12 protein-coding genes and 1 tRNA gene are annotated in these 11,884 nt (G+C 62.4%); 5 read left to right on the top strand and 8 right to left on the bottom strand.

Going from position 1 to position 11,884, the window contains the following annotated elements:
- Window positions 1-178 precede the first annotated feature (178 nt).
- From ychF to ACW4TB_RS13200, 8 genes are all read right to left on the bottom strand, one after another.
- Window positions 179-1,279 (bottom strand): redox-regulated ATPase YchF, encoded by a 1,101-nt coding sequence (ychF, locus tag ACW4TB_RS13235; RefSeq protein ID WP_008099042.1) that lies wholly within the window; start codon window positions 1,277-1,279, stop codon window positions 179-181.
- A gap of 22 nt (window positions 1,280-1,301) precedes the next feature.
- The gene (gene pth, locus ACW4TB_RS13230) at window positions 1,302-1,886 is read right to left on the bottom strand and encodes an aminoacyl-tRNA hydrolase (RefSeq protein WP_008099045.1); all 585 of its coding nucleotides are present in this window, start codon (window positions 1,884-1,886) and stop codon (window positions 1,302-1,304) included.
- A 76-nt stretch (window positions 1,887-1,962) separates the two neighbouring features.
- Window positions 1,963-2,559, bottom strand: coding sequence for a 50S ribosomal protein L25/general stress protein Ctc (locus ACW4TB_RS13225; RefSeq protein ID WP_012316267.1), 597 nt, complete (start codon window positions 2,557-2,559; stop codon window positions 1,963-1,965).
- 118 nt (window positions 2,560-2,677) lie between these two features.
- A complete protein-coding gene (locus tag ACW4TB_RS13220) occupies window positions 2,678-3,619 on the bottom strand; it encodes a ribose-phosphate pyrophosphokinase (RefSeq protein WP_003247410.1) in 942 nt (313 codons plus the stop codon).
- A 48-nt stretch (window positions 3,620-3,667) separates the two neighbouring features.
- Window positions 3,668-3,742: transfer RNA gene (locus ACW4TB_RS13215), tRNA-Gln, on the bottom strand.
- A gap of 19 nt (window positions 3,743-3,761) precedes the next feature.
- The gene (gene ispE, locus ACW4TB_RS13210) at window positions 3,762-4,622 is read right to left on the bottom strand and encodes a 4-(cytidine 5'-diphospho)-2-C-methyl-D-erythritol kinase (protein ID WP_012316266.1); all 861 of its coding nucleotides are present in this window, start codon (window positions 4,620-4,622) and stop codon (window positions 3,762-3,764) included.
- A 3-nt stretch (window positions 4,623-4,625) separates the two neighbouring features.
- Entirely contained in the window at window positions 4,626-5,243 is a 618-nt protein-coding gene (gene lolB, locus ACW4TB_RS13205; protein ID WP_012316265.1) for a lipoprotein insertase outer membrane protein LolB, read from the bottom strand.
- 4 nt (window positions 5,244-5,247) lie between these two features.
- Window positions 5,248-6,969, bottom strand: a complete 1,722-nt coding sequence (locus ACW4TB_RS13200) for a tetratricopeptide repeat protein (RefSeq protein WP_254466525.1) — start codon at window positions 6,967-6,969, stop codon at window positions 5,248-5,250.
- 188 nt (window positions 6,970-7,157) lie between these two features.
- Between ACW4TB_RS13200 and hemA the strand changes: the two genes are divergently transcribed.
- The 5 genes from hemA to murI are packed head-to-tail and all read left to right on the top strand — an operon-like array spanning window position 7,158 to window position 11,883.
- A complete protein-coding gene (hemA, locus tag ACW4TB_RS13195; protein ID WP_012316263.1) occupies window positions 7,158-8,435 on the top strand; it encodes a glutamyl-tRNA reductase in 1,278 nt (425 codons plus the stop codon).
- Window positions 8,432-9,514 carry a peptide chain release factor 1 gene (prfA, locus tag ACW4TB_RS13190; protein WP_012316262.1) on the top strand — a complete coding sequence of 361 codons (1,083 nt, stop codon included), beginning with the start codon at window positions 8,432-8,434 and terminating at the stop codon, window positions 9,512-9,514. Before hemA ends, prfA begins: the two co-directional genes overlap by 4 nt.
- The gene (gene prmC / locus ACW4TB_RS13185) at window positions 9,514-10,344 is read left to right on the top strand and encodes a peptide chain release factor N(5)-glutamine methyltransferase (protein ID WP_012316261.1); all 831 of its coding nucleotides are present in this window, start codon (window positions 9,514-9,516) and stop codon (window positions 10,342-10,344) included. Before prfA ends, prmC begins: the two co-directional genes overlap by 1 nt.
- A complete protein-coding gene (locus ACW4TB_RS13180) occupies window positions 10,338-11,093 on the top strand; it encodes a molybdopterin-synthase adenylyltransferase MoeB (RefSeq protein ID WP_012316260.1) in 756 nt (251 codons plus the stop codon). The genes prmC and ACW4TB_RS13180 overlap by 7 nt, the downstream gene beginning before the upstream one ends.
- Window positions 11,086-11,883: a glutamate racemase gene (gene murI, locus ACW4TB_RS13175; RefSeq protein WP_012316259.1), complete on the top strand. Its 798-nt coding sequence runs from the start codon at window positions 11,086-11,088 to the stop codon at window positions 11,881-11,883. The genes ACW4TB_RS13180 and murI overlap by 8 nt, the downstream gene beginning before the upstream one ends.
- The last annotated feature ends 1 nt before the right edge of the window (window position 11,884 follow it).

Genomic DNA, 11,884 nt, shown 5'->3' with positions numbered 1-11,884 from the left:
CCAACTTGAAACCAAATGCTTCAATTCAAGATAGCTTGGGAATTGTCCCGTGCAGGCCACAGCAATCCACGCATCCGCCCAGGCGTATCACCAACGCCCTGTGAACAACAAAAAAACCCTTGAGCCGCGAGGCTTCAAGGGTTTTTCACTCGGCCCGTTTCAGGCCCGTGCTTACAACTCAGACGTTGAAGCGGAAGTGCATGACATCGCCGTCTTTGACAATGTAGTCCTTGCCTTCCAGACGCCACTTACCGGCTTCCTTGGCACCGCCTTCACCCTTGAACTGGATGAAGTCGTCATAGGCCACCACTTCAGCGCGGATGAAGCCTTTTTCGAAGTCGGTGTGGATCACACCTGCTGCCTGAGGTGCGGTGGCACCGACGCGTACGGTCCAGGCACGCACTTCCTGCACGCCGGCAGTGAAGTAGGTCTGCAGGTTGAGCAGCTCGTAACCGGCGCGGATCACGCGATTCAGGCCAGGCTCTTCCAGGCCCAGGGCCTCGAGGAACATGTCCTTCTCTTCACCATCGTCCAGTTCGGCGATCTCGGCTTCGATCTTGTTGCACACCGGCACCACGACCGCGCCTTCTTCTTCGGCGATGGCTTTGACCACGTCCAGGTGCGGGTTGTTGTCGAAGCCGTCTTCAGCCACGTTGGCGATGTACATCACCGGCTTGCTGGTCAGCAGGTGGAAGCCACGGATGACGGCTTTCTCGTCGTCGGCCATGTTCTTCATCAGGCTGCGTGCCGGCTTGCCTTCGGTGAAGTGCGGGATCAGCTTTTCCAGGATTGCCTTTTGCGCCAGGGCTTCCTTGTCGCCGCCCTTGGCGTTGCGGGTGACCTTCTGCAGTTGCTTCTCGCAGCTGTCCAGGTCAGCGAAGATCAGCTCCAGGTCGATGATCTCGATGTCGCGCTTGGGGTCGACGCTGTTGGAAACGTGGATCACGTTTTCGTCTTCGAAGCAGCGCACCACGTGGGCGATGGCGTCGGTCTCGCGGATGTTGGCGAGGAACTTGTTGCCCAGGCCTTCACCTTTGGAGGCGCCGGCCACCAGGCCGGCGATGTCGACGAACTCCATGGTGGTCGGCAGGATGCGATTAGGCTTGACGATTTCCGCCAGCGCAGCCAGGCGCGCGTCGGGCATCGGCACGATGCCGCTGTTCGGCTCGATGGTGCAGAAAGGGAAGTTCTCCGCCGCGATGCCAGACTTGGTCAGGGCGTTGAACAGGGTGGACTTGCCGACGTTGGGCAGGCCGACGATGCCGCAATTGAAACCCATGGGTATTCCCCTCTCTAGGAAATCAGGCCTTCTGGCTGTGCAGCTCGCGCATTGCCTTGGCGAAGTCGCCGGCAAGCACGTCCGGCAGCACGCCGAGGGCAAAATCGATGCTGGCGTCGAGCTTCTCCTGCTCGGCGCGCGGCGCGCGGCCCAGGACGAAGTTGGAGACCAGTTTGGCGTCACCCGGGTGGCCGATGCCAAGCCGCAGGCGGTGGAAGTCGTTCTGGTTGCCGAGCTGCGCGATGATGTCGCGCAGGCCGTTGTGCCCACCATGGCCACCGCCGCGCTTGAGCTTGGCGACGCCCGGAGGCAGGTCGAGTTCGTCATGCGCCACCAGGATCGCTTCCGGCTTGATGCGGAAGAAATTGGCCAAAGCCGCCACGGACTGGCCGCTACGGTTCATGTAGGTGGTGGGGATGAGCAGACGAACGTCGTTGCCCTGATGGCTGAATTTAGCCGTCAGGCCGAAATACTTGCGGTCAGCGGTCAAGGAGACGCGCTGGGCGCTGGCAATGCGTTCAACGAAAAGAGCCCCTGCGTTATGCCGGGTCTGTTCGTATTCGGGGCCGGGGTTACCCAGGCCGACGATCAACTGGATGGCGGTCACGTAGGGGCTCTTCCTTGGAGTTGGTGGGTTACGGTGCGCGGCACTGTAACCCGATCAACACCGGCGCGCGAGTGGATTACTCAGCGGCGCCTTCTTCAGCTTCTGGAGCAACGCGTGGCGCGTGAACGTTGGCAACAGCTTTGTCATCACCGTGGGCCAGAGCGACGAACTCTACGCCTTTCGGAGCTTTCAGGTCCGACAGGTGGATGATGGTGCCGATTTCAGCATTGCCCAGGTCGACTTCGATGAACTCAGGCAGGTCTTTGGCTTCGCAGGAAACTTCGATCTGCGATTCAACGTGCGAGATCTCGCCGCCTTTCTTGACCGGGGCTTCTTCGTTGATGAAGTGCACTGGAACAACAGCGGTCAGCTTCTGGCCAGCAACTACGCGAACGAAGTCGGCGTGCATGATGAAGCCTTTGGCCGGGTGGCGCTGCATGGCCTTGACTACGACGTTCTGCTTGGCGCCGTCGACGTTCAGCTCGATAACGTGGCTGAAGGCAGCTTCGTTTTCGAACAGCTTGGCGATTTCCTTGGCCACGATGGTCAGGGATTGAGCTTCTTTATCGCCACCGTATACAACGGCCGGGATGTTCAGCGAGTGACGCAGGCGGCGGCTCGCACCTTTCCCCAGGTCACTACGCACTTGGGCGTTCAGAGTGAAATCAGTCATTTTGTTTCTCCAAAATAGCCCCCCGAGGGCGTTTGCGACCAGCGCCAACGGGGATGGCAAAAAAGCCCCGCCCCAACACATGCTGGGGCGGGGCGCTTCATATCAACACGTATTCCGCTTAGCGGAACATCGCACTGATCGATTCTTCATTGCTGATGCGGCGCACCGCCTCAGCGACTACCGGTGCGATATCCAGCTGGCGGATACGGTCACAGGCTTGAGCAGCGGCGGACAGCGGAACGGTGTTGGTCACCACCAGCTCGTCCAGTACCGACTTCTCGATGTTCTCGATCGCACGGCCCGAGAGGACAGGGTGCGTGCAGTAGGCATAAACCTTGGCAGCGCCGTGTTCTTTCAGTGCCTTGGCCGCATGGCACAGGGTGCCGGCGGTATCGACCATGTCGTCTACCAGGATGCAAGTGCGCCCTTCGACGTCGCCGATGATGTGCATGACTTCGGAGTGGTTGGCCTTTTCACGGCGTTTGTCGATGATACCCAGATCGACACCCAGGGACTTGGCGACGGCACGTGCGCGCACGACACCACCGATGTCCGGGGAGACGATCATCAGGTTCTCAAAACGCTGGTCTTCGATATCGTCGACCAGTACGGGCGAGCCGTAGATGTTGTCGACCGGGATATCGAAGAAACCCTGGATCTGGTCAGCGTGCAGGTCGACGGTGAGAACACGGTCGATACCCACGACAGTGAGCATGTCAGCGACGACTTTGGCGCTGATGGCTACACGTGCCGAACGCGGACGGCGGTCCTGGCGGGCGTATCCGAAGTAAGGAATCACGGCGGTGATTCGGGATGCTGAGGAGCGGCGGAAGGCGTCGGCCATCACTACCAGTTCCATCAGGTTATCGTTGGTCGGGGCACATGTCGGCTGAATAATGAAGACGTCTTTACCGCGGACATTTTCATTGATCTCAGTGCTGATCTCACCGTCGGAGAATTTACCGACAGAGACGTCACCGAGAGGGATATGCAGCTGACGTACGACACGCCGAGCCAGATCGGGGTTAGCGTTCCCCGTAAAGACCATCATCTTGGACACGCGCAGTACCTGGAGGCTGAGGGTATACCTGGATGAGTATAAGGAAAATGGCAGGGGCGGCTGGATTCGAACCAACGCATGGCAGGATCAAAACCTGCTGCCTTACCGCTTGGCGACGCCCCTGTATCTGTTGCTGCGAGCGCTAGGCACTCGACTTCTTGACCAGACTTTGCAGCTTGCGATGCAACATCGAAACATTGCTTCCTTTCGCCACAAACCCTGTTTGGGTCGCTGAAAGAAGGGCCAGAACTTTATCAGCTTCGGCTTTGCTTGGGAAGGCCCCAAACACACAACTTCCAGTGCCGGTTAGTCGAGCTTCAGTGAATTTACCCAGTGAATTCAACGCGTTGCGAACTTCAGGGTAACTCTGCTCTACCACCGGTTGGCAGTCATTTCGACTGTTTCCCTCGGGAACGGGGCGCATCTTAAGGGGGAGGGAATCACGTGTCAACTGTGGATGTGAAAAAATTTCTACTGTGCTGACAGACACTTGCGGCACCAGCACGACGTACCAGGGTTCGGCCGGGTCGACCGGGGTCAGTTGTTCACCCACTCCTTGGGCGAATGCTGCATGGCCACGCACGAACACCGGTACGTCGGCACCCAGTGTCAGGCCCAGGGCAGCCAGGCGATCCTCGTCCCAATCCAGTTGCCACAAATGCGCCAGCGCCAGCAATGTGGTCGCTGCATCCGAGCTTCCGCCACCGATGCCGCCGCCCATGGGCAGCACCTTGGTCAGCCAGATGTCGGCGCCAAGGCCGGTGCCGGACTGTTCCTGCAACCTGCGTGCGGCGCGCACGATCAGGTTGCTGTCGTGGGGCACCGCTTCGATTTCGGTGTGCAGGCGGATAGCGCCGTCTTCACGCAATGCGAAGGTCAGCTCGTCGCCGTGATCGAGGAACTGGAAGACGGTCTCCAGCTCATGGTAACCATCCGGGCGGCGGCCGATGATGTGCAGCCACAGGTTGAGCTTGGCCGGGGCGGGCAGGGTGAGCCTGTGCATCGGTCAGTGCCCCAGCTGGCGCGGCTGCCAGTCCTTGACCACCAGGGTCACGTCGAGGTCCTTGCCGTGCAGCTTCAGGCGCTCGGGCAGCCAGTAGCCGTTCTGTTCGGTGTAGCTCAGGTACTGCACCTGCCAGCCGTCCTGGTCGAGGCTGGCCAGGCGGCTGTCGCCATCGAGGGTCAGCTTGCTCTTGCTGTCGGGGGCAGGCAGGCCGCGCACCCACCAGACCAGGTGCGACACCGGCAATTGCCAGCCCAGCTGTTCTTCCAGCAACGCTTCTGGGCTGGCCGCTTCGTAGCGGCCCTGATTGGCCACTTCCAGTACCACACCGCCGGGGCGGCCGGTCAGGCGTGCAGCGCCTCGGCCCAGCGGGCCGGCCAGGCGGATGTCGTAATAGTCCTGGCGCTGCAACCAGAACAGCGTGCCACTGCCGGAGTCGCGCGGGGCGCGGATGCCGACCTTGCCGTTGATCTGCCAGCCGTCAAGGCTGCTCAGTTGCTCTTTATGGGCGCGCCACTGCTGTGGGTCGCCGTGGCCCTGCAGGGCCTCGCGGCTACCGAAGCCGGCACAGCCGGCCAGCAGGGCGATCAGGGTGAAGGTGATGCAATGGCGCAAAAACATGGCGTTAAAGGGTCTCGGATCCGGTCAGGCGCAAGACGGTCTTGCGCAGGATAGGGCTGTCGGGCTGGGCCTCGAAGGCCTTGGCCCATACCTGGCGAGCTTCACGGCGCTTGCCGTTGGCCCACAGAACCTCACCCAGGTGAGCAGCCACTTCATGGTCGGGGAAGCGCTCCAGGGCCTGGCGCAGGTAACGCTCGGCCTCTTCGAGATTGCCCAGGCGATAGGCGACCCAGCCCATGCTGTCGAGGATTGCCGGGTCGTCCGGGGTCAGCTGATAGGCCTTGTCGATCAGGGCCTTGGCTTCAGTGTAACGGGTTGTGCGGTCAGCCAACGTATAGCCCAGGGCGTTCAGCGCCATGGCGTTTTCCGGTTCGCGGGCGATGATGGCGCGCAGGTCTTTTTCCATCTGCGGCAGGTCGTCACGCTTTTCGGCCAGCATGGCGCGGGTGTAAAGCAGGTTGAGGTCGTCCGGGTAGCGCTGAATGGCCTGTTGCAGCACCTGGTTGGCTTGGGCGTCCTTGTTGTTGTTGCTGTAGCTTTCCGACTCGATCAGGTACAGCTGGGTGGCGAGCTCCGGCTGCGCCTCGCGCGCCTCGGCGAGCAGGCGGGACGCCTCGGTGCCACGGCCGTTGGCGATCAGGATATCGGCCTGACGCAATTGTGCCGGCAAGTAATCCGGGCCCGGGCCGACCAGCGCGTATTCGCGCAGTGCGCCGGCCGGGTCGTTGCGTTCTTCGGCGATGCGGCCCAGGTTCAAGTGGGCGGCGTCGACGTTGCTGTCACGCTCGATCAGCTCACGCAGGTAGCTCTCGGCTTCGTCCCAGTCCTTGTTCTCCAGGCATACCAGCGCCAGCGAGTAACGTAGCTCGTCGTCATCGGGATATTGCTGGACCAGGCTGACGAACTCGCCCTTGGCATCGGCGATGCGGTCCTGTTCGACCAGGGTGCGCGCATAGGTCAGGCGCAGGCGCTTGTCGTCCGGGTTGTCGCGGATCGCCCCGCGCAGCAGCGGCAGGGCTTCCGGGCCGCGGTCCAGGGCCTGGAGCAGGCGGGCACGAAGCAGGGTCGGGGCTATCTCGCCATTTTGCGCCGGGTGCGCTTCAAGCAGTTCGAGGGCTTCTTCGGCCTTGCCATCCTGGTTCAGCAGCAGGGCCTTGCCGAACACCAGCTGGCTGTTGTCGGGGTACTTGACCAGCAGGCGGTCGAAACTCTGCATCAGTCCGTCGCGGGTGCTCTGGTCGGTCTCTGCGGCCGACAGGGCGAGGAAGTCGAAGTGCGTGTCGCCCTGGCCCTGCAGCACCTTCTCCATATAAGTCATGGAGTCGTCGTAGCGGCCTGCGCGGGCCAGCTGGATGGCAGCGGCGCGCTGGGCGTCGAGGTTCTGCGGGTCGTTGCGGGCCCAGATCAATGCGCTGTCCAGGGCCGGCTCGTCGGCGCCGAGGTATTCGGCGATGCGGTAGGCCCGCTCGGACACGCCCGGGTCCTGGGTTTTCTCGGCCTGGTCGGTGTAGTTGGCCAGGGCGATATCAAACCGGTTGCGCTGGCCGGCCAGCTCGGCCACCAGCAGGCTGTAGAGCGTGTCCTGCTTGAACGACCCATACACCACGGGCTTCTCGGCCTCGGCCTTGCCGGCTTCGGCAACGGGAGGCTCGGCCTTTTGCGGGGCCAGGCTCTGGCAGCCCTGGAGCAGGGCGAAGGCAAGCAGCAGTGCGTAGGGTCTGTTCATATAAAGAGGCTTAGAAGGACTTACCGGCGGTCGGAGCATGATGACACAAGCGCGGGGGCAAACCCACACGCGAAGGTCGCGGTTTACAGTGATGCTCTTGGTATATAGGGACAATAGCGAACGGTGGTTGTTCTAAAACCTGCGAAAGAGGACAATTATCGGCTTCTCGTCACAACCAGCGACCTTGCATGGCCTTTCTTGCACTTGGTATCAACCATAAGACTGCCTCGGTAGACGTACGCGAGCGCGTGGCGTTTACCCCAGAGCAGCTGGTCGACGCCCTGCAGCAGCTCTGCCGGCTGACTGCCAGCCGTGAAGCGGCGATCCTGTCGACCTGCAACCGCAGCGAGCTCTATATAGAGCAGGATCAGTTGTCCGCCGAGGCGGTCCTGCAGTGGCTGGCCGATTATCACCGCCTGAGCCTGGATGAACTGCGGGCCAGCGCCTATATCCATGAAGAGCATGATGCCGTCAGGCACATGATGCGGGTGGCCTCGGGCCTCGACTCGCTGGTGCTTGGCGAACCGCAGATCCTGGGCCAGATGAAGTCGGCCTATGCCGTGGCGCGCGAGGCTGGCACCGTCGGCCCGCTGCTTGGGCGCCTGTTCCAGGCCACCTTCAGTGCGGCCAAACAGGTGCGTACCGACACCGCGATCGGCGAGAACCCGGTGTCGGTGGCGTTTGCTGCGGTCAGCCTGGCGCGGCAGATCTTCAGCGACCTGGGCCGTAGCCAGGCGCTGCTGATCGGCGCCGGTGAAACCATCACCCTGGTTGCCCGCCACCTGCATGAGCAGGGCGTGCGCCGTATCGTCGTGGCCAACCGGACACTGGAGCGGGCCAGCCTGCTGGCCGAGCAGTTCGGTGCTCACGCGGTGCTGCTGGCCGATATCCCACAAGAGCTGGCGCACAGCGACATCGTCATCAGCTCAACCGCCAGCCAGTTGCCCATCCTGGGCAAGGGCGCGGTGGAAAGTGCGCTGAAGCAGCGCCGGCACAAGCCGATCTTCATGGTCGACATCGCCGTGCCGCGCGACATCGAGCCAGAGGTAGGTGAACTTGACGACGTGTACCTGTATACCGTCGATGACCTGCACGAAGTGGTCGCGGAAAACCTCAAGAGCCGCCAGGGCGCAGCCCAGGCGGCCGAAGAGCTGGTCTCGGTGGGCGCAGAAGACTTCATGGTGCGTCTGCGCGAACTGGCCGCGGTCGACGTGTTGCGCGCCTATCGCCAGCAAAGCGAGCGCCTGCGCGACGAAGAACTGCAAAAGGCCCAGCGTCTGCTGGCCAACGGTGGCAACCCCGAGGACGTACTGGCGCAACTGGCCCGGGGGCTGACCAACAAACTCCTGCATGCACCCAGCGTGCAGCTGAAAAAGCTCTCGGCCGAGGGCCGCCTCGATGCGCTGGCCATGGCCCAGGAACTCTTTGCCCTCAACGAGGGCTCGACGGACAAATCCTTGCAATGAAAGCGTCGCTGCTGAACAAACTGGACACGCTCCAGGACCGCTTCGAGGAACTCACCGCCTTGCTCGGTGATGCCGAAGTCATTTCCGACCAGGCGCGCTTTCGCGCCTATTCTCGCGAATACTCCGAAGTGGAGCCGGTGATCGGCGCCTATAAAGAGTGGCGCAAGGTGCAGGACGACCTCGAAGGTGCCCAGGCGCTGCTCAAGGACGCCGACCCCGATATGCGCGAAATGGCCGTGGAGGAAGTGCGCGAAGCCAAGGAGCAGCTGGTGGGGCTGGAGTCGCAGCTGCAGCGCATGCTGTTGCCCAAAGACCCCAATGACGGGCGCAACGTGTTCCTCGAAATTCGCGCCGGCACCGGTGGCGACGAGGCGGCCATCTTCTCGGGCGATCTGTTCCGCATGTATTCGCGCTATGCCGAACGGCGCGGCTGGCGCCTTGAAATTCTCTCCGAGAACGAAGGCGAGCACGGCGGCTATAAAGAGATCATCGCCCGCGTCGAAGGCGACAGCGTTTATGGCAAGCTCAAGTTCGAGTCTGGCGCGCACCGCGTGCAGCGGGTGCCTGAAACCGAATCGCAGGGCCGTATCCACACCTCGGCGTGCACCGTCGCGGTACTGCCGGAGCCGGATGAACAAGTGGCTATCGAGATCAACCCGGCTGATTTGCGCGTGGACACCTACCGCGCATCCGGCGCCGGTGGTCAGCACGTCAACAAGACCGACTCGGCCATCCGTATCACGCACTTGCCTACCGGCATCGTGGTGGAGTGCCAGGAGGAGCGTTCGCAGCACAAGAACCGGGCCCGAGCCATGTCCTGGCTGTCGGCCAAGCTCAATGACATGCAGACCAGCGCCGCGCAGAACGCCATCGCCAGTGAGCGTAAACTGTTGGTAGGTTCGGGCGACCGCTCAGAACGAATCCGTACCTACAATTATCCACAGGGGCGGGTGACCGATCACCGTATCAACCTGACCCTGTATTCCCTCGACGATATCCTGGCCGGGGGTGTGGACGCTGTGATCGAACCGTTGCTGGCCGAGTACCAGGCTGATCAGCTGGCGGCATTGGGGGACTGATGACCATCATTGCCAGCCTGCTGCGCAACGCGCAACTTCCGGATTCGCCCACCGCACGCCTGGACGCCGAACTGCTGCTGGCGGCGGCCATCGGCAAATCACGCAGCTACCTGCACACATGGCCTGAGCGTATCGTCAGCAGCGAGGATGCGCAGACCTACGCGGGCTACCTGCATCGTCGCCGCAGCGGCGAGCCTGTTGCCTACATTCTGGGCCAACAGGGTTTCTGGAAACTCGACCTGGAAGTGGCACCCCACACGTTGATTCCGCGCCCTGATACCGAGCTTCTGGTCGAGACGGCGCTTGAGTTGCAGCCTGCAACGCCAGCCAAGGTGCTCGACCTGGGCACTGGAACCGGCGCGATAGCGTTGGCCTTGGCCAGCGAATGCCCGGCTTGGCAGGTCACGGCACTGGACCGGGTCGAGGAAGCGGTAGCGCTGGCTGAGCGTAATCGTCAGCGCTTGGGCCTGGGCAACGTCAAGGTGCTCGCCAGCCACTGGTTCAGTGCCTTGGACGGGGAGCGTTTCGACCTGATCCTCAGCAACCCGCCGTACATCGCTGCCGAAGACCCGCACCTGGCTGCCGGTGATGTGCGCTTCGAACCCAGCAGTGCACTGGTGGCCGGGGCCGATGGCCTGGACGACCTGCGGCTGATTGTTGGCCAGGCGCCGGCGCATCTGCTGCCCGGTGGCTGGCTGCTGCTCGAACACGGCTACGACCAGGCACCTGCCGTGCGTGCGCTGCTGACCGGGCAAGGCTTCATCGAGGTGGCCAGCCGCAAGGACCTGGGCGGCCACGAACGTATTTCCCTGGGGCGCCTGCCATGCTGACCGATCAGGAGTTGTTGCGTTACAGCCGGCAAATTCTACTGGCACAGGTGGATATCGAAGGCCAGTTGCGCCTCAAGCAAAGCAAGGCGCTGATCATCGGGCTGGGTGGTCTTGGCTCGCCGGTGGCGCTCTACCTGGCAGCAGCGGGTGTAGGTGAGCTGCACCTGGCAGACTTCGATACCGTCGACCTGACCAACCTGCAGCGCCAGGTCATCCACGACAGTGGCAGCGTTGGCATGAGCAAGGTGGACTCGGCGCTGCAGCGGCTTGAGGCCATCAATCCTGAAATTACCTTGGTCGCCCATCGTCAGGCGCTGGACGAAGATTCACTGGCTGCTGCGGTAGCAGCCGTCGACCTGGTGCTGGACTGTTCCGACAACTTTGGTACCCGGGAGGCGGTCAACGCAGCTTGCTTCGCCCATGGCAAGCCGCTGGTCAGTGGTGCAGCCATCCGCCTCGAAGGGCAGCTGTCGGTGTTCGACCCTCGGCGCGATTACAGCCCTTGCTACCATTGCCTGTACGGCCATGGCAGCGAAGACGAGCTGACCTGCAGCGAAGCCGGAGTGATCGGCCCGCTGGTGGGGCTGGTCGGCAGCCTGCAGGCGCTGGAAGCCATGAAACTGCTGGCTTGTTTTGGTGAGCCGCTGGTGGGCCGTTTGCTGCTGATCGACGCACTGGGCACGCGCCTGCGTGAACTGCGGGTCAAGCGTGACCCGGCTTGTGCGGTATGTGGCAAACGCGATGGCTGAGCGCTCGGCACCGGTCGGCGTGATGGACTCCGGGGTCGGCGGTTTGTCGGTCCTGGCTGAGATCCAACGCTTGCTGCCCAGCGAGTCGCTGCTCTATGTGGCCGATTGCGGGCATGTGCCGTATGGCGAGAAAACCCCCGACTACATCCGGCAGCGCTGCCGGCGCATTGCCGAGTTTTTCCAGGCGCAAGGTGCCAAGGCGATGGTCCTGGCCTGCAACACCGCAACGGTGGCAGCAGTTGCCGACCTGCGTGAGCGTTACCCCGACTGGCCGCTGGTAGGGATGGAGCCGGCAGTGAAGCCTGCCGCTGCTGCCACCCGTTCTGGCGTGGTCGGTGTGCTGGCCACTACCGGCACTTTGCAGAGCGCCAAGTTCGCCGCCTTGCTCGACCGCTTCGCCAACGATGTACGTGTGGTCACCCAGCCTTGCCCTGGGCTGGTCGAGCTGATCGAGACGGGTGACCTTGGTAGCCTGCAATTGCGCCAGCTTTTGCTTGGCTATGTGCAGCCCTTGCTTGCGGCAGGTTGCGATACGTTGATTCTCGGGTGTACCCATTACCCGTTCCTGCGCCCGCTGCTGGCCGGTATGGTGCCCGCCGATGTGGCTATCATCGATACCGGGGCTGCGGTGGCCCGGCAACTGAAACGGCTGTTGGCCGCACGCGAACTGCTGGCAGATGGGCCGGCGCGCGATGCTGCATTCTGGTCCAGCGCCGATCCGCGATCATTGGAAAACATCCTACCAGTGCTGTGGAACACCTCTGGCAGTGTGCAAAGGCTTCAGTTGTAAA

The organism is Lelliottia jeotgali (genome assembly GCF_977070485.1).
Note: the sequence above shows the minus strand (reverse complement) of the source record. Positions and strands in the feature narration are given on the sequence as shown.